At 65.1% G+C, this 18,873-nt stretch carries 12 protein-coding genes and 1 riboswitch; of the genes, 10 read left to right on the top strand and 2 right to left on the bottom strand.

All coding sequences use genetic code 11. From position 1 onward, the window contains the following. Positions 1–23: 23 nt before the first annotated feature. From O3684_RS02175 to O3684_RS02160, 4 genes are all read left to right on the top strand, one after another. Positions 24–1,511 (top strand): flippase, encoded by a 1,488-nt coding sequence (locus O3684_RS02175; protein WP_500064825.1) that lies wholly within the window; start codon positions 24–26, stop codon positions 1,509–1,511. A 116-nt stretch (positions 1,512–1,627) separates the two neighbouring features. Beyond that, positions 1,628–5,083 carry a fibrinogen-like YCDxxxxGGGW domain-containing protein gene (locus O3684_RS02170; RefSeq protein WP_500064824.1) on the top strand — a complete coding sequence of 1,152 codons (3,456 nt, stop codon included), beginning with the start codon at positions 1,628–1,630 and terminating at the stop codon, positions 5,081–5,083. A gap of 225 nt (positions 5,084–5,308) precedes the next feature. Continuing rightward, positions 5,309–8,779 (top strand): fibrinogen-like YCDxxxxGGGW domain-containing protein, encoded by a 3,471-nt coding sequence (locus O3684_RS02165; protein ID WP_500064822.1) that lies wholly within the window; start codon positions 5,309–5,311, stop codon positions 8,777–8,779. A gap of 5 nt (positions 8,780–8,784) precedes the next feature. Then, positions 8,785–9,570, top strand: coding sequence for a WecB/TagA/CpsF family glycosyltransferase (locus O3684_RS02160; RefSeq protein WP_500064821.1), 786 nt, complete (start codon positions 8,785–8,787; stop codon positions 9,568–9,570). 847 nt (positions 9,571–10,417) lie between these two features. Here O3684_RS02160 and O3684_RS02155 read toward each other — a convergent pair. After that, positions 10,418–11,113, bottom strand: coding sequence for a sugar transferase (locus O3684_RS02155; protein WP_500064819.1), 696 nt, complete (start codon positions 11,111–11,113; stop codon positions 10,418–10,420). Positions 11,114–11,422: 309 nt separating this feature from the next. Next, positions 11,423–11,507, top strand: a riboswitch (ZMP/ZTP riboswitch). 39 nt (positions 11,508–11,546) lie between these two features. On the opposite strand from O3684_RS02155, the gene glyA reads away from it, so the two are divergent. From glyA to O3684_RS02140, 3 genes are all read left to right on the top strand, one after another. Beyond that, entirely contained in the window at positions 11,547–12,830 is a 1,284-nt protein-coding gene (gene glyA, locus O3684_RS02150) for a serine hydroxymethyltransferase (protein WP_500063385.1), read from the top strand. A 2-nt stretch (positions 12,831–12,832) separates the two neighbouring features. After that, positions 12,833–13,741, top strand: a complete 909-nt coding sequence (locus O3684_RS02145) for a bifunctional methylenetetrahydrofolate dehydrogenase/methenyltetrahydrofolate cyclohydrolase (RefSeq protein ID WP_500064817.1) — start codon at positions 12,833–12,835, stop codon at positions 13,739–13,741. A 131-nt stretch (positions 13,742–13,872) separates the two neighbouring features. Beyond that, positions 13,873–14,700, top strand: coding sequence for an exodeoxyribonuclease III (locus tag O3684_RS02140; protein WP_500064816.1), 828 nt, complete (start codon positions 13,873–13,875; stop codon positions 14,698–14,700). A 634-nt stretch (positions 14,701–15,334) separates the two neighbouring features. Here O3684_RS02140 and O3684_RS02135 read toward each other — a convergent pair. Further along, positions 15,335–15,883, bottom strand: a complete 549-nt coding sequence (locus O3684_RS02135) for a 2'-5' RNA ligase family protein (RefSeq protein WP_500063382.1) — start codon at positions 15,881–15,883, stop codon at positions 15,335–15,337. A 133-nt stretch (positions 15,884–16,016) separates the two neighbouring features. Between O3684_RS02135 and galK the strand changes: the two genes are divergently transcribed. From galK to pth, 3 genes are all read left to right on the top strand, one after another. Then, positions 16,017–17,264 (top strand): galactokinase, encoded by a 1,248-nt coding sequence (gene galK / locus O3684_RS02130; RefSeq protein WP_500064814.1) that lies wholly within the window; start codon positions 16,017–16,019, stop codon positions 17,262–17,264. 101 nt (positions 17,265–17,365) lie between these two features. Then, the gene (locus O3684_RS02125; RefSeq protein ID WP_500064813.1) at positions 17,366–18,229 is read left to right on the top strand and encodes an SGNH/GDSL hydrolase family protein; all 864 of its coding nucleotides are present in this window, start codon (positions 17,366–17,368) and stop codon (positions 18,227–18,229) included. Beyond that, positions 18,219–18,821: an aminoacyl-tRNA hydrolase gene (pth, locus tag O3684_RS02120; RefSeq protein WP_500064812.1), complete on the top strand. Its 603-nt coding sequence runs from the start codon at positions 18,219–18,221 to the stop codon at positions 18,819–18,821. Before O3684_RS02125 ends, pth begins: the two co-directional genes overlap by 11 nt. Positions 18,822–18,873: the final 52 nt, after the last annotated feature.

Here is an 18,873-nt window from a genome sequence, read left to right as displayed (position 1 = left end):
GCGTGGTAGCGGGAAGGTTAATCATGAGTGAGGCAAATCAAGCCAGGCGTTCCCTCGCGCGCGGGGGCATCGTCGGCTTCGTCGGAGCGGCCGCCTCGGCGGTCCTCGGCTTCGCATTCACGATCATCCTCTCGCGCATGCTCGGTGCGCAGGGTGCGGGCATCGTCACCCAGGCGACAGGCGTCTTCGCGATCGTCATGGCTCTGGCTAAGGTGGGCCTCGACTCCACCGCAATCTACCTGATGCCTCGCCTCTCCCTGGACGCGCCCGAGGAGATCCGCGCGACCCTGTCCTTCATGGCCTCCATGACGGTGGGTGTGTCCACCGTGTGCGTCCTCATTCTCGAGGCCGTGGCTCCCTTGATCTGGAACGCTGACGTCGCCGCATCCACCCGAGCGGTGCTCTGGTTCGTGCCGATCGGCGCCCTCACCCTGGTTGCCTCCGCCGCCCTGCGGGCGCTCGGCAACATGCGCGAGTACGTCCTCGTCCAAAACCTGCTCCTGCCCGGCCTGCGCCCGCTCCTCGTCGCGCTCGCGGCTGCGTTCACTGGGTCCCTGGCCTTCGTGTCGGTCGCGTGGGCGCTGCCCTTCGTCGTCGTCCTGGTGGCCTCGTGGTGGCTCCTGCTGCGCCACATGCCCTCGGCCGCGGACTCCGTGGGGCGCTGGCCGAGTGCGCGCCGCCGCCGCCAGGTCATCTCCTTTGCTCTGCCTCGAACCCTCACCGCCGGCCTCGAGCAGGCGCTGCAATGGCTGGACGTCCTCCTCGTCGGCCTCCTCGCGGGGGACGCGGCCTCGGGTATCTACGGCGGCGCGATCCGCTTCATCCAGGCAGGTATGGTCGTCGACACGGCCCTGCGCGTCGTCGTCTCCCCGCAGTTCTCTAAGCTCCTCCACCAGGGCAAGACCAAGGAACTGCGCGACCTGTACAGCACCGCCTCGATCTGGCTCGTCCTGTTCGCCGCCCCCATCTACGCGCTCATGGCGATCTACGCGCCCGCGCTCATGCGCATCCTCGGCGACGGCTTCGCCCCCGGTGCGAACGTCCTCGTCGTGCTGTGCATCGGCTCCATCGTCACTTTCATGGCGGGAAATATTCACTCACTGCTCATCATGAGCGGCCGCTCGGGGTGGGCGGCAATCAACAAGGTCGTGGTCCTCACGCTCAACGTTGTGGGTAACATCATCTTTATTCCTCGTGGAGGAATGGTGGCTGCGGCCATCGTGTGGGCCGTGTGCATGGTGCTTGACGCGGCCATGGCAACCGTTCAGGTCTCGCGTTTTATCGGTGTGACACCCAAATTGTCGGAAGTGGTCAAGCCGATCCTCGTCGTGGGCGTGTCCGCAGTGATTCCGGGCGGGTGTATAGCGTGGTGGCTCGGGCGCGATTCCTTCGTTGCGACCGTCGTGGGTTCTGCCCTCTCAATCCTCGCTTTTGCTTGTGTTTGCTGGGCGTTCAGGGATCGTCTCCACCTCTCGGGACTTGGGTCCTTAGCGAGGAGTCGTCGGGGCTGACAATGGGGTGCATGATGTGCCTGTGAAAGTGGGTCTTGACCACCCGGTTGATCTAACAGGGATTGTTGTGTAATTATTTATGCAACAAGTTCCGGTTATCTCCGAAAGGTCGTGTCATGGCTTCCGCACTTTCGCGCCTTGCAATCCTTGCAACCGCGCCGATTGTCGCCTGCGCTTCCCTCGCACTCGCTCCGATGGCACAGGCTGTTGGTGCAGGTCAAGGGGATTCTGCACCCGGTCAGGCTGCCGTTCATGATGGTCTGAGTGCTGCCACCGCCGCAGCGTCGTGCTGGGATATTAAACAGCGGAATCCCGAGGCAACGGACGGAGCCTACTGGCTCCAGACTCCCGCGATGGATCACCCCGAACAGTTCTTTTGTGACCAGACGACAGATGGTGGCGGTTGGGTCATGGTTGGCCGCGGTCGCGAAGGATGGGAATCCTGGAGCGGCGGCAAGGGTGATCCCGCGAAGCTGACCTCCCGCTCGCGTACCCCGGGCGACTTCGATGTCGTTCAGCTGTCCAACAAGGCCATCACTGAGCTGCTCAACAACGAGCCGGTCAAGGACCAGGCTGACGGCGTGCGCGTCATGCGTTCGTGGAGCGCGTCGGGCCGCTCCTACCAGACGGTCGACCTGCAGTTCCCGAAGATGACGGACTTCGTGTGGCCTTTCAAGATGGCCCACCCGATCAACATCCAGCTCGATAAGGGCGGCTGGCGCTCCGGCGTCATGTGGAGCCAGACCGGCTATGACAATGAGTGGAACGGCCTGCAGACCTACCCGAGCGCCCGCACCACGGGCTGGCTGATGGGTTGGGGCTACGGCGCCCAAGCCTCTAACTGGGGCGGCGACGTTTCCTCCGCCAACTCCTACTTCCGCAAGTCCGGCCTGACGGTCTTCCCCTACGCCGAGGTCTACGTGCGTCCTCGCATTTCCTCGGACTCGTCCTCCTTCACGCGCATCCCCGACGAGGGTATGAGTGGCTCCACCGTCTCTGGAGCGGTCTCCAACTTCGCCGCGAAGACCTCGTGGGGCGTGAGCGGTAACCTCAACGGTTCCGTGAAGGAAGGCAGCATCCAGGTGCAGGCGCTCGCTCAGGTCGGTTCCACCATGTACGTGGGCGGCAACTTCACCGGCGTCAAGCAGGGCGACAAGGGTGCGGAGATCTCCTCGCGTGGCCTCGCCGCCTTCGACGTGAACACCGGTAACTTCACCGGCCAGACCTTCGACTTTAACGCCCAGGTCAAGGCCCTCCTGGCTCTGCCCGACGGACGTCTTCTCGTCGGCGGCGACTTCACCCGCGTCAACGGCGAAACCCACGTCGGTACCGTCGTCATCAACCCCTCGACCGGCCAGATCGACCCCTCCTGGGACCTTCAGGTCGTCAACGCGCTGCGCGGTGGTTCTGTGAGCGTGCGCGCCCTGACCTACTACGACGGCAACGTCTACCTGGGTGGCTCCTTCACCCACCTCTCGGGTGGCGGCAGCTCCAAGGTATACGCCCGTAACGCCGGACGCGTCTCTCTGAGCGGACGCCCCGATCGCTCGTGGAACCCCGAGATCAGCGGCTCCGTCCAGGCAGTCGGTGTGTCCGAGGCTAACAGCGCCTTCTACGCGGGTGGCCACTTCACCACCGCGCATGGCAACCAGCGCGCCTGGTACGCAGCCAAGTTCTCCACGCAGGCCGGTGCTGCCCTCGACACGAATTTCTCCTTCGAGCCCTCGGCTCCCTCCGCGGGCAAGTATCAGCAGACCATCTCCACGGCGGGTGACCGCGTGTACATCGGCGGATCCGAACACTCCCTGTTCGGCTACGACGCCGCCAGCAACCAGCGCCTCTCCGGCGCCATGATGTTCAGCAACGGCGGCGACCTGCAGGCCAGCACCGTCTCCGCGAAGGGCGTCATCTACGGCTCCTGCCACTGCTCCGATGCGACGTACCAGGACATGTACACCTGGTCTATGAACATGTCCTGGTCTCGCGTCGACGAGATCAAGTGGGTCGGAGCCTGGGACGCTGCCACCGGCGAAAGCCTCAAGTGGACTCCCTTCGAGCTGTCCTCGCGTCGCAAGACCGGTGCCTGGGCCCTGGCCACTGACAGCAACGGCAACCTGTGGGTGGGTGGCGACTTCACCCTCTCCCACACCGACGCCACGCACACCCAGTGGAACGGCGGCTTCGCCCGCTACGACAACCGCGACAACGTCGCGCCCGACGCGCCGACCCTGCTGCGTTCCTCTGCGGCCACCGCCTCGACCGTGACCCTCGCCTGGGAAGGTGTCTCGGACGCCGTCTCCTACGAGGTCCTGCGCGACGATCGTCCGATCGCCACTTCCGACACCACCAGTGTTGAGGTGCCGCGCGGCGGCGAGAACCGCTTCTTCGTGCGCGCCGTGGACGCCGAGGGCAACCGCTCCGCGACCACCCCGGTCTACACCGCGCCGGCCTACGGCCAGGTCGATCCCGCCAACCCCATCCTCCTCGGGGCGGGCGCCACCTGGAGCTACCGCGCCGAAGCCAGCGCCGCACCCGAGAACTGGGCCCAGACCTCGTTCGACGACTCCGCGTGGCCGACCGGCGCAGCACCCCTGGGCTACGGCGATGCTGCGATCGCGACCCAGATCGCCACCAAGGGCTCGCGCCCCGTGACGACCTACTACCGCTCGCACTTCCAGGTGGTCGACGCGAACGCCCTCAAGGGTGTCACCGTCAAGTACCTAGCCGACGATGGCGCCGTCGTCTACGTCAACGGTGTCGAGGTGGACCGCACCCGCATGGGATCCGGCACTGTCAGCTACACGACCCGAGCCGACGCTGCGCCCAACTACGCCTCGGCCTCCTCTTCGCTCTCCGAGGTCTTCGTCCCCGCCTCCGCGCTTGAGACCGGCGACAACGTCATCGCAGTGGAAACGCACGTCAACTACCTGCGTACGCCGACCGTGTCCATGCAGGCGTCCATCGTCCGCGTGGATGGCACGCCGGAGAACAACAGCTCTGTTCCCTCCGACCACAACACTGAGTCCGACGATGCGACGAAGCCGATCAACGCGGCCACCGTCAAGTCCGGCACGGTCATCGACACCGGCGCCGAGTGGAACTACTGGACCTCCACGAACGAGCCGGCCTCCGACTGGGCCACCACCGGCTCGCTCGCGAGCTGGAACCGCGGCTCCGGCCCGATCGGCTGGGGAGACGACGGCGCGGCGACCGCCCTCGACATTGCGAAGAAGGACCGCGCGGTCACGTACTACTTCGCACGCGACATCGACCTGGGTACGATCAGCGCAAACACCTCTCTGACCGTGAAGGTGCGCGCGGATGATGGCGCCGTCCTGCGGGTCAACGGCAAGGTCGTCGACACGAAACGTATGACCGATGGAAACATTACTCATACGACCTACGCGAACGCGGCCGTGAGCGCGGCCAAGGCGTCCTCCGATCTGCTTGAGGTCACCATCCCCGCGAGCCTCTTGACGAGCGGCGTCAATCGCATCGGCGTCGAGGAGCATCTCAACTACAAGGGAACGCCCTCGATGACCTTCGATCTGAACGCAACTCTTGTAAAATAGCGGAAAACCGTGCTTCTTCGCCTGTGTTTGCGAGGGGTTGGAGTTGCTGATAGCGCATCTTGACAACTCGTGAACCAGGTTGACAAGTGGAGCCCCTGCCGTGATGGCGGGGGCTCCCTTGTATGTGGTCAACCACTCCCGTTTTGCGCTAACCAAGTGGTTGAGCGGGGGCGATTAACGTGACACTATAGAAGTAACCATTTACGCAATACCTGTGAGGACCCCATGAGCTTTATGCGCCGTTGCTTGGCGCTCGGACTGGCATCAGTGACCGGTCTGGGCGTGCTTGCATTTTCTCCGGCTGCCAACGCAGCCGCCGACCCGCTTCACGACGGTCTGAGCGAGGCCACAGCAGCGGCCTCGTGCTGGGAAATCAAGCAGAATGACCCCAGTTCGAAGGACGGAACCTACTGGCTGCAAACGCCCACCATGGACGCGCCCGGTCAGTTCTTCTGTGACCAGACCACCGAGGGCGGTGGCTGGGTCATGATCGGACGCGGCCGCGAAGGCTGGGAGACCTGGAGCCAAGGGAAGGGCGACCAGGAGAAACTCAAGACCCGCCCGCGCACAGCCGGTGACTTCGACGTCGTCCAGGCCTCGCACGAAACCGTCAACGGCCTGCTCGGCGGCACCGCGGTCTCCGACCTCGACGACGGCATCATGGTCCAGCGCGCCTGGAACCACAGGGGCAGCGCCTACCAGACGGTGCGCATGCGCTTCCCGAAGATGCGCGACTTCATCTGGCCCTTTAAGAGCGCCCACCCCGTGGACGTGAAGTTCAACCGCGAATGGTGGGTGAACGGCGGCATTGTCTGGTCCGGACTTGGCACGAACACCGGCTGGGGATACGTCAACCTGATCGCCTCCGCGCAGAACAAGTACACGATGGGTTGGGGCTATGGCCCCGCCGCCACGTCGTGGGCCGACACGTCCTCCTCGACGTCGTACTTCCACTACAACGGCTGGATCATCAACCCCTACGCCGAGGCCTACGTGCGTCCGCAGCTGCGTTCCACGGACGCCAGCTTCCGCGCCATCGGTGACGGTGGCACGCCCGCCAAGAAGCAGAAGGCCACCGCTTCTGAGTTCGCCTCCCCGATGTCTTGGGGCGTGACCGGTAACCTCAACGGTTCCTACAAGGAAGGCAATATCCAGGTCCAGGCCTTCGAGCAGATCGGCTCGACCATGTACGTGGGTGGTAACTTCACCGGCGTGCAAAAGGGTAAGAACGGCCAGGAGATCGCATCCTCCGGCCTCGCCGGCTTCGATGCGACGACGGGGGAGTGGAACGGTCAGACGTTCTCCTTCAACAACCAGGTCAAGGACCTCGCCGAGCTGCCGGGCGGTAAGCTCCTCGTGGCCGGCGACTTCACGCGGGTCAATGGTGAGACCCACGTCGGCACGGTCCTGATCGATCCCGCGACCGGCCAGATCGATCCGTCGTGGACCCTCCAGGCCCGCACTGGAACGAACGGCGGCCGCGTCTCGGTGAAGTCCATCAAGATCATCAATGATCACATCTACCTGGGCGGCATCTTCACCCACTTTAAGGGCAACGGCGCATCGTGGACCTATGCCCGTAACGGCGCCCGCCTCGACATCAACGGCAAGCCCGACCGTACGTGGAACCCCGAGTTCAACGGCACCGTCATCGATATCGATGTCGACGAAAACGAGACCTACTACTACGCGGCCGGCTACTTCACCCGCGCCCACAACCGTGTCGTCGAAAATGCGGGTCGACTGTCCACCGCCGCCGGCGCTGCGCTGGACTCGTCCTGGACCTTCCAGCACTCCTACCTGATCGGCAAGTACCAGCAGACCGTGACGGCCGCCAACGGCCGCGTCTACTTCGGTGGTTCGCAGCACTCGCTCTTCGGATACAACTCCGACTCGATGACCCGCACCTCGGGTTCCATCACCATGCAGAACGGCGGAGACGTCCAGGCGTCCACCCGCTCCGCCACGGGTGTCGTCTACGCCTCGTGCCACTGCTCCGACTTCGCCTTCCAGGACGCCTACCACTACCTGACGCTGGGCACCTCCTGGACGCGTGCCGACGAGATCCAGTGGGTCGGTGGATGGGACGAGGCCACGGGCCGCCAGCTCGGCTGGACCCCCTACCGCCTCGCTTCCCAGCGCTTCACTGGCGCGTGGGCCCTCGAAATGGCTGACGACGGCGCCCTGTGGGCCGGCGGCGACTTCAACTACTCCTACACGTCGCTCACCTCGGGACAGTGGTCCGGCGGCTTCGTGCGTATGCCTGCGCGCAACGCTACCGCACCCGCCGTGCCCGCCAACCTGCGCGCATCGAGCGGCGACTCCCAGCAGGTGACCCTCAAGTGGTCGAGCGTGCCCGGCGCTGCCTCCTACGAGATCCTGCGTGACGACCGCACGGTCGCCACGACCACGGACACCAGTGCGAGCGTCCCGCTGGGCGGAAACAACCGCTTCTTCGTGCGCGCCGTCGCCTCCGATGGCCTGCGCGGCGCCTCGACCCACGTCTACACGGTCAACTCCAACGGTAAGCCCGCCCAGCCCGACGACTCGTCGCTGCTCGTGGACGAGGACGACACCTGGGCGTACCACTGGTCGACCGATCCGGTCGCCGAGAACTGGGCCCAGACCTCGTTCGACGACTCCGCCTGGAGCCGCGGCGCTTCTCCGATCGGCTACGGCGGTCCGGGCCTCAACACGACGCTGACCCCGGGTGCAGCCAAGACGCGTCCCGTCACCACCTACGCGCGCGTCAACTTCACGGTCGCCGACCCCGCCGCCATCGGCGGCGTGAACGTCGCCGTGACGGCCGACGATGGTGCCGTCGTGTACGTCAACGGCACCGAGGTCGTCCGCCAGCGCATGGCTGATGGAACTGTCGACGCCTCCACCTTCGCGTCCGCGTCCGTTTCGACGCCCGCAGCGCGAGCCGACCGACAGCTCGTCTTCGTTCCCGCGTCATCCCTGGTCGCAGGCACGAATACGCTCGCCGTCGAAACGCACCTCAACTACCGCTCCAGCTCGTCGATGACCATCGACGGCATGGTCAAGGTCGTCGCCAAGGGCGATGAGCCCGCGCCCGCGCCTGCCCCCGACCCGGAGCCGGAGCCGCAGCCCGAGCCGCAGCCCAACCCGCCGCTCACGCCCGACCCGGACAAGCCGCTCGAGGTCCTCGACGTGTCCGCGCTGAACTTCGGACCCTTCCTGTACTCGGGCATGTACTGGAACTACTGGAACTCCAAGGAAGCGCCCGACGCCAAGTGGAACTCCACCGCCGACCTGTCCAAGTGGAAGCACGGTGCCAGCCCGCTCGGCTGGGGCGACCGCGACGCAGGCACGCCCTTCGATCTGCCCGCCAAGGACCGAGCCATCACGAACTACTTCGTTCGTGACGTCAACTTCGGAACCCTCAGCGCAGACTTCGAGGTCGTCCTCAACGTCCGCGTCGACGACGGCGCCGTGATCTACGTCAACGGCACCGAGATCCAGCGAGTCAACATGCCCGAGGGCACCATCGACGCCAACACGCGAGCCTCCTCCAACGTGGGGCTGGCCAAGGCGAAGGATAACCTCGTGCGCATCACGGTCCCGCGCAAGGTCCTCAAGGACGGCGTTAACCGCATCGCCGTCGAGGAGCACGCCAACTACGCGGGCGCTGCATCCGTCACCTTCGACATGAAAGCAAGCCTGCTGAGGTGAAGGCCATGACTGACCAGTTAACCCCCGCTGGCGGCCCGGAATTCCGCGAGGCCGCCGGCGAGGTCGGCACCCCTACCGACCCCGCATTCGACGCCATGGCCCAGCGCGTGCTCACCACAGGGCACGCCACCACATGGCTGAACCACTGGTCGCTCCTGCACGCCGACTTCCGTGCGCTCGCGCGCATGAACACCGTCGGCTTCGATGGAACCCTGCTGCAGATGCGTCTGCGCGCGGCCGGGCACGAGGTCTCTCGCACCTCCGCCGACCTCGTCCTGCCGCATGTCTTCGACCGCCTCGACGACGGCACCCGTATCACGCTCATCGGTGCCGTTCCCGAGGCCGGCCAGGCCGCCGCCGAGCGCCTGTCACGTTTCAACGTCCAGGTCATCGACGGGTACCAGGGCCTGCGCCGCTTCAAGGCAGACCCTTCCGTGCTCACCGCCTTCGATCCGCGTCTCGTGATCGTCGGCCTGGGCGCAGGCCTGCAGGAAGTCGTCGCGTCCGTTGCGCTCGGACTCGTGCCAGAGGCCTCCGTGTGCACCGCGGGCGGGTGGATCGACCAGTACGCACGGGCAGCAGACGACTACTTCCCGGACTGGGTGCACGCCGCCCGACTCGGCTGGGCATGGCGAATCGCCCACGAACCCAAGCGCCTCACCAAGCGCTACACCGTCGAAGCACTCGACTTTGTTGCCCACGCCCCCGAGCTTATTTCTCGGCTCGAGGCCATGGGCAGCTTCGACGATCTCGGACTCGTCGTTGGACCTCGCTCCGACGCGGAGGAGTGACGTCGACGCTGTTCACGCGACACTGTCCATGAGGCATTTGGCGTGAGCCACTGCCAAGGAGGCCGGCCCTGCGGGGGCGGCCTCCGTTGCATCCACTGCTGGGCTGTTATCGATTGCTGGCGTGTGGTGGTCTCTGCTGATGCCCAGCGCTGCTTGTGTTCTGACAGGTCTCTCGTCGATGAGGGAGTCTGCGTGCACGTGGATGGATGACGAGCATGCGGATAGGCTAAGCGCACGTGGATAGGTTACGCGTATGTGGATAGCTTATTAACCTATCCGCATCGTCATAACCTATCCGCATAGGGGTGGTCTATCAGTCGCGCTGCCAGTTGGCGTCAGCCGGGCATGTGCGACCACGCTCCACCAGGTGGGCGAACGTGCACGTCCGGCGGATAAGGCGGGTGGTGTAGCGCGCCCCGTGTCTCGCAGGGTGGTCATGGGCAGGTCCTTATGAACATGTGTTCCCTCAAGTGGGGGTCTCTTGCGAGCGAGCGCAATGGACGGCTTCTGACGCTGAAGAGAGCTCAGTGCGCTGGGGAATTCATGGGGCTCAACGAGCCTCACAGTGCTCCTCCATAGATGTTTGCAAAGGGTTGTGCAGTGAACGTAGGGCCCTCAGAATGCCAAGCGCGTGCCTGACGATGTTGTATACGAGTTGGGGATGAGTGCCTACCTATATATAGGTGTCAAACTCCAAAGACCTGCATGACCAGTAGTTACGTGGCCGCGACGGGTGTCTATCAGTTCGCGATGAGAGAGACTGAATAGTTTGTCGGTGTCGCCAAATAAAAGTGTGGCCCGAGCCGATCGGCTCGGGCCACACCCAATCACACACGGAGAGAAAGGCTTAGTAGGCGCCCTCGTGACGCAGCAGCGCGGGGATGGTCTGGAGCATGATCCACGCGTCGAGGGTCAGGGAGCGGTGCTGGGCGTAAGAGAGGTCCAGGTGGACGGTCTCGTCCCAGGAGAGGTTCGAGCGGCCGGAGATCTGCCAGAGGCCCGTGATGCCGGGACGCACGGCGAACTTGCCCATGACGCGGGGCTCATACTGAGCGACCTCGCTGGGGAGCGGGGGGCGCGGACCTACGAGCGACATGTCGCCACGCAGGACGTTGAACAGCTGGGGAAGCTCGTCGATAGAGGTCTTGCGCAGGAAGGAGCCGATGCGCGTAATACGCGGATCGTTAGCCATCTTAAACATGACAGAATTTCCTGCCGATGCGTCGGCTTCATTGGCCTCCATGAGGGAGGCCTTGAGCTCTTCGGCGTCCACTCGCATGGTGCGGAACTTAAACATGGTAAAAGTCGTTCCGTCGAGGCCCACACGCTCCTGCTTGAAGAAAGCGGGGCCGCCGTCGTTGAGGCGCACCATGAGGGCGACGATGATCCAGAGCGGTGTCAGCAGGATAATGCCGATGAGCGCAGCGAAAAAGTCGCCCATGCGCTTGATCGCATTGTCGGCGGACGCGGCAAGATCCGACGCGTGCTCGAACGCGAGGGCCGTCGAAGCGGCCCGTGCAGTGGGCTTCGTCAAAGTTGTCATCTGTGCCTCTTCCTTCTACTTCCTCAAACTCAAATGCTGCATGTCGGTTAGAGCGGTGAAAACCGCTCCAGACCGGGAGAGTTACTAGGTAAATGCTCCCGACGCAACTCAGTCACCGTTAGGTGTTAACCCTAGTCTATCCACATGGTTAGCTTGGTTGCTAACCAAAGGGTTAAGTACAAGCGAAAAAACGCTGTGATTTCGTGCACCTGGCGAGTTGTGCACGTGCGATCGGAACGCGCCGTGACCGCCTGGTAGCTTGCTGACACCTTGGCAGAATGCGTAGAAATCCGCCGAGAGATAAACTGATGAGCGTGTCGTGACTGGCGAATAGGTGGGCCACCACCGGGGAGCGACGCGTCGGCATCGATAGCCGCCCGCCTGGGCTAGAGGCCACTGCCAACCATCATCGGATGATCAATAGGAGAACCCCATGGATTCCCTCAATGACATGACGCTGGCCCAGCTGGATCCTGAGATTCAGGCCGTTCTGGACTCCGAGCTTGGCCGCCAGCGTGAGACCCTCGAGATGATCGCCTCGGAGAACTTCGTTCCGCGCGCAGTCCTCGAGGCGCAGGGCTCGGTCCTCACCAACAAGTACGCCGAGGGCTACCCGGGCCGCCGCTACTACGGCGGATGCGAGTTTGTGGACGTTGCCGAGTCACTCGCCATCGAGCGTGCGAAGCAGGTCTTCGGCGGCGACTACGTCAACGTTCAGCCCCATGCGGGCGCTCAGGCTAACGCTGCCGCCCTCATGGCGATGGCGAACGTCGGTGACCCGATCCTCGGCCTGTCCCTGGCCCACGGCGGTCACCTGACCCACGGCATGCGCCTGAACTTCTCGGGCAAGCACTACAAGGCAGTCGCCTACGAGGTCGATCGTGAGACGATGCGCATCGAGCCCGAGAAGGTCCGTGAGGCGGCCCTCGCGGAGCGCCCGCGCGTGATCATTGCCGGCTGGTCGGCCTACCCGCGTCACCTGGACTTCCAGGCCTTCCGCGACATCGCGGACGAGGTTGGTGCCGCCCTCTGGGTGGATATGGCGCACTTCGCCGGCCTTGTCGCCGCGGGCCTGCACCCGAACCCCGTCCCCTTCGCCGACGTCGTCACGACGACGGTCCACAAGACCCTGGGCGGGCCTCGTTCCGGCATGATCCTGTCCTCGCGTGGCGAGCAGTGGGGCAAGAAGCTCAACACCGCCGTGTTCCCCGGCCAGCAGGGCGGCCCCCTCATGCACGTGATCGCCGCGAAGGCCATCGCCATGAAGGTCGCGCAGACCGAGGAGTTCAAGGATCGCCAGCGCCGCACCCTCGAGGGTGCGCAGATTCTTGCGGAGCGCCTGGGTGCGGATGACGCGAAAAACGCGGGTATCAAGCTGGTTACCGGCGGCACCGACGTCCACCTGGTCCTCGTTGACCTCGTCGAGTCGGAGCTCAACGGCCAGCAGGCCGAGGATCTCCTGCACGAGGTCGGCATTACCGTCAACCGCAACGCCGTCCCCTTCGACCCGCGTCCGCCGGCCGTCACCTCGGGCCTGCGCATCGGCACTCCTGCCCTCGCGACGCGCGGCTTCGACGCCGAGGACTTTGCCGAGGTCGCGGACATCATCGGCACGACCCTGGCTCAGGGCGCGTCCGGCGGCAACGTTGAGGTGGACGCCCTGCGCGCTCGCGTCAAGAAGCTGACGGATAAGCACCCCCTGTACGCCGGGCTCTGATCGTGAGGGCTCCCTGGGAGGGCCCCGCAGGGGTCCTGGATGGAAAGGCGACGGCTGCTGCGATCAAGGCGGAGCTGAAAGAACGCGTCGATCGTCTGCGCGAGGCCGGGGTCGTCCCGGGCCTCGGCACGATCCTCGTGGGCGAAGACCCCGGGTCCGTCGCCTACGTCGCTGGTAAGCACCGTGACTGTGCGGAAATCGGCGCTGAGTCGATCCGCGTGGACCTGCCTGCCGACGCCACGCAGGAACAGGTGGAGGCCGCGATTGATCAGCTCAACGCGGACCCCGCCTGTACGGGCTACATCGTGCAGCTGCCGCTGCCTCGCGGGATCGACACGAACGCCGTTCTAGAGCGCATCGACCCCGCGAAGGACGCGGACGGTCTGCACCCGATGAACCTCGGGCGCCTCGTCCTGCGGGGCTCGGGTCCCATCGACTCGCCCCTGCCGTGCACGCCGCGCGCGGTCATTGAACTCATGGAACGCCATGGGATCGATCTGGCCGGCAAGAACGTGTGTGTCGTCGGCCGCGGCGTGACCGTGGGGCGTTCGATCGGCCTACTGCTTATGCGCAAGGAAGTGAACGCGACGGTCGACGTCTGCCACACGGGCACTACCAACCTGGCTGATCACGTGCGTCGTGCGGACGTCATCGTGGCCGCGGCGGGATCCGCTGGGATCATCACGCGCGACATGGTGGCGCCCGGTGCGGTCGTCCTTGACGTCGGCGTGAGCCGGGTGCAGGGCGAGGATGGCAAGGCTCGTCTCATGGGCGATGTCGCTGACGGCGTGGATGAGGTCGCCAGCTGGCTGAGCCCCAATCCCGGCGGTGTCGGCCCAATGACGCGGGCCCTCCTCGTGACCAACGTCGTCGAGGCGGCCGAACGCCAGGCGGGAGTCAGCGCGAACTGACTCGCGGTGCGCGGCCTCGGCAAACGAGGCGGGCGCGCGCGAACGTAACGGAGGCGCGGTGAGGATATCCATTCCTCGCCGCGCCTCCTCGTTCCTCTAGACTGAAGAAAAACTCGCGTAAGGAGAAAACGATGACCCTGACGGTGACGACCGTGAACCTTAACGGCATCCGCGCCGCCCACAAGCGTGGCTTCCTCGAGTGGCTGGAGGGGAGCGACACGGACGTACTGCTCATGCAGGAGGTGCGCGCACCTGAGGAGATCTCCCGCGAGATCATGGGCGATGCCTGGGACAGCGTGTGGGTTCCCTGCCGCATCAAGGGGCGCGCGGGCGTCGGCGTGGCCGTGCGACGCGGCCGTGCGAGTCTGGAGGGTGAGCCTCGCGTGGTCCTCGACGACGCGGAGACAGACGTGGATTCCGGTCGCTGGCTCGAGGCCATCGTGCGCTCCGAGGACGGGGAGAGCCCCGTGCGAGTCATCTCGGCGTACTTCCATTCGGGCGAGAAGGACACTCCCAAGCAGGAGGCGAAGATGGCGCACTTGCCGCGTATCGGTGCCCGCATGGCCGAGCTGCTCGCCGAGGAGGTAGCCGGGGGCATCTCGTCGCTCGTGTGTGGCGACTTCAATGTCGTGCGCTCGGAGGCCGACATCAAGAACTGGAAGCCGAACCACAACAAGCGCGCCGGTGTCCTTGACGAGGAGATCGCCTTCCTCAACCAGTGGGTGGAGGAAGGCTGGCGCGACACGGTGCGCGACCTGGCCGGCGACGTGCAGGGCCCCTACTCGTGGTGGTCGTGGCGCGGTCAGGCCTTCGTCAACAATGCGGGCTGGCGCATTGACTACCAGTACGCGACGCCGGCCCTGGGCGAGCGCGCGCGTTCCTTCGAGATCGGCCGCGCCGACGAATATGCGGAGCGCTTCTCGGATCATGCGCCGGTCTCGGTGACCTACGAGATCTGACGTTTTATCGACGAGGCCGTGGCCTGGGGCTATCGGGTTCTGGGCCGCGGCTTTTCGTGTCTACGGGCGACGACGGCCTTTCGCGTCTACGGGCGACCTGGTCTGTGGTCTGTTTTCTGTGGCCTGTCGCACTGTTTCCTAAAATTTCGCGTGCAATTCACTTGGGTGAACTTTCAATAACGTCTGAAAACGTTGCAATTCCAACGATGAAAATTCATGGTTTGAAATAGGTTCGGGGGAATTGCATGCGAAATTGGAAGTCCATTGTGGAGGGGGATATGGGGAGTGTCGATCTTGCACAGCTGCGCGCAGTAGTCAGAGCATGTCGGCGTGGAGGGCGCCGGCGGGGCCGCAGGGCCAGGGTGGGCTGCGGGACGCCGCGGCCTTTCGTGCCTGCGGGTGACCGGGTCTGTGGCCTGTCGCACTGTTTCCTAAAATTTCGCATGTAATTCGATTGGATGAAGTTTCAATAATATCTGAAAACGTTGCAATTCCAACAGTCTGATTTCAAAATTTGAAGTAGTCGGAGGGGAATTGCATGCGACATTAATGGGGGCTGGCTGCGCCGCCCGGGACGCCGGTGGGCCCGACGGCACCCGGAACGCCAGCGTGTGAAAGCTTGGCAGGCGGGAAGTTAGTGCCCGGAGGCATCGAAATCGAAGAGCGCCATCGAGGAATAGATCCCCGAAGGGTCGATGCGATCCAGGCGGAAGCCGGGGACGATCCACGAGGCTTCGATGGTTGCGCCGATGTCGAGAGCAAGGTCCAGGGCGATGTCGTCGACGTCCTGTGCCAGTGTGACGTGCGGGTGGTAGGGAAAGCGCGTTTCGTGATCGAGCGGGCCGGAGCGGATCTCCTCGGCGAGGTCCGTGCAGTCTGACGCTCCTTCTGCCAGCGTCATGAATGCGACGTTCGAGACTGGGCGGAAAGAATCCGTGCCGGACAGGGTGACGCGGAAGGGGGAATGCCGTGAGGCGATGGAACGTAGGTGGTCGATGACTTCGGCCCGAGCATCGCGCGCGACGGGCGTGGGGGGCATGAGAGTGATGTGCGCGGGGATGCGCGAGCCGGCCAGATCGCCGAGGCGTAGACGCAGGTCAGTGAGCTGGGTGACCCAGGGTTCCGGGATTGCGACGACGACGCCGAGCCAGTCCTGGCCGGGGAGTCGTTGGGGGAGGAACATGGGGCCTGCCTGTGTCGCGGTTGTTGTGGCTCCACTGTACCGAGGTGGTGGGGAGAGCGCGATGAGGCTGCAGCGCTTGAATGGTGTGAGGGCGTTCACGTAGCCTTGAGGGAGTGAGACCAAGGAGGATCTTGTGAGTGATCTCGTGTGGGCCGACGCCGCTACTCCCGAAGAAGGTGCAGCCCAGGCTGCAAATCTGTTCCGTGACGCGTTTGGATATGAGCCTCAGGGCGTGTGGAGCGCGCCCGGGCGCGTCAATATCATCGGTGAGCACGTGGATTACAACGGCGGGCCGTGCCTGCCGATTGCGCTCCCGCACCGTGCGTACGTGGCCCTGGCGCCGCGCGCGGATCGGACGATTCGCCTGATTTCGCCGCAGACGCGCGAGGCGATTGACGTGCTCGATCTCGATGTGATCGGTCCGAAGGGGACCCCTGGCGAGGTGACGAATCATTGGACCGCCTACCTCGCGGGTGTCGCGTGGGCGCTTGAACAGGCCGGATATGGCCCGTTGCCCGGTTTTGATGCGGCCCTGTGGTCGTGCGTGCCGCTGGGTGGTGGCCTCTCGTCGAGCGCCGCGCTCGAGTGCGCGACCGCGGTTGCCCTTGACGAGGTGTGCTCCCTGGGGCTCGCTGGCACGGTCGAGAACCCCAATGACGAGGGGCGCAAAGTCCTCGTGGACGCCGCGCGCGTCGCGGAAAACCAGGTGGCTGGCGCGAATACCGGTGGCCTGGACCAAACGGCCTCCCTGCGCTGTAGTGCAGGCCACGCGCTGGCCCTCGACTGTCGCGACATGTCGACGCGCCAGGTTCCCTTTGATCTGGGTGCGGTCGGCCTCGAGCTCCTCGTGATCGACACGCGGGCCAAGCATTCGCTGGCGGATGGCCAGTACGGTTCGCGCCGCGCGGACTGTGAGGAGTCTGCGCGCATCCTGGGCGTGAGGCAGCTCGTGGACATCACCGACCTGGACGAGGCCACGGCCGCCTTGGGTGATGAGCGCTTGGCCGCCTGTACGCGCCATGTCGTCTCCGAGATCGCGCGTACCCGCGCGTTTATCGAGCTTCTGGACGAGGGCCCGCTGGAGGGGACGCGTCTGGCGGTCGCGGGCGCCCTCCTCAACGATTCGCACGACTCACTGCGTGACGACTACGAGGTGTCTTGCGAGGAACTGGATGTGGCCGTTGAAGCCGCTCGGGCGGCGGGCGCTCACGGTGCGCGCATGACGGGTGGTGGCTTCGGCGGCAGCGTGATCGCGCTCGTCGACGGGCACGCTGTGGAGGCGGTGGCGCGAGCCGTCGCTGCTGCTTACGCACAGCGCGGATGGGAGTCCCCGCACTTCATCCGATCCCTCCCGGGAGCGCCCGCCGGACGCCTAGGCTGAGCGATCTGTGACAAACCGAGGGGCCGGTGCTTCAGCATTTGAAGCACCGGCCCCGGCCTCGTTACACTGAGAGGCAGGACAAACGAGGGAAGGACACTTCGATGGGGATCAGCAAACGAGCATGGCAGGTAGCGGGCGCGGCAGCCGGCGGCGCGAGCCTCTTCGGTGGCGGCCTGGCGATCGGACGCCTGCTGCGGCTGGATTCCCAGCGCGGTGACTACCGCAAGGCCTGGGAAGACCACAACCTCGCGACCCTCGACCGCCTCCGCGAGTGTGATGAGCACCCCGAGGGCGAGCGTCCCTACCTCATCGTCTCCCTCGGCGATTCGTCCGTGCAGGGAATGGGGGCCTCGCGCATCACCGAGTCCTACCCTGCGCGCGTCGCCTCCGCGATCAAGGCCCAGCGCGGCCGCGAGGTCCTGCTGCTCAACCTCTCCCTGTCGGGCGCGACCATCGAATCTGTCGAACTCACCCAGATCCCGCAGATGCGCGGCCTGGGCCTCCTGGATGGGCCCTATAGCCCCGACCTGGTCACGCTGACCATCGGCGGCAACGACGTGATGGCCGAGGACATGGCACCCGGACAGTTCGAGGAACGCCTGCGCCGCGTTCTCGCCTCCCTGCCTGCTGACGCCCTGGTGTCCACCATCCCGTCTTTCGGCATCATGCCGCAGGAAAGTCGTGCGCAGGACATGTCCGACCGCATCGGTGCAGCGGTCGCCGACAGTGCCGCCCATCTGGTTGACCTGCGTTCTCTCACCCAGGAATACTCGCTGCCGACCTACACCTTCGCCTACCACGCGGCGGACTTCTTCCATCCCAACTCGGCGGCCTACGCCAAGTGGGCGCAGCTCTTCGCCGACGCGTGGGCCGAGTCCCGACGTGAGGCAGCCCCCGTCGTCGAGGACGCTCCCCAGTGGGACATGCTCTCGGCGCGGGTGGCACAATCGGAGTATGACGACTGACGGACCGTGGCTCGTCGTCGGGTTAGGTAATCCCGGCGCGCAGTATGCCTCCACTCGACACAATGTCGGGTACTTGACCCTCGACGTGCTCGCCTCGCGCGGTGGTGCGACCCTGACGTCGCATCGTTCGCGTACGCACACCGCCGACGTGCGCTTGGGGATCGGCCCCGGTGGAGTGCCCGGCCCCCGCGTGGTCCTGGCCCGCTCCGACAGCTACATGAACACGTCCGGCGGGCCGATCAGCGCGCTCGCATCCTTCCTGAAGATCCCGCCCTCGCGTATCCTCGTCATCCACGACGACATGGATCTGCCCGCGCACACGCTGCGCCTCAAGGTCGGCGGGGGAGAAGGCGGCCATAACGGCCTGAAGTCCCTCAGCCAACACCTGGGAACGCGCGACTACGCCCGCCTGCGCATCGGCGTGGGGCGCCCGCCGGGGCGCATGGACCCCGCCGACTACGTGCTGGGTGCCCTGCCCACTAAGGAGCGCCCCGACTGGGACGTCACCTTCGAGCAGGCTGCTGACGTCGTCGAAGACATCGTCACCAAGGGATTCGCCCCCACCCAGATGGCCCTTCACACCGGGTCCTGAACGAGGTGGCACCCCACATTGGGTGCCGCTGTGCACTCTCACCGCGAAAGGC

The sequence above is a fragment of the Pauljensenia sp. 20925_1_27 genome (genome assembly GCF_041432835.1).
GTDB lineage: Bacteria > Actinomycetota > Actinomycetes > Actinomycetales > Actinomycetaceae > Pauljensenia.
The sequence above is the reverse complement of the archived record's forward strand: the minus strand, read 5'-3'. Positions and strand labels throughout refer to the sequence as shown.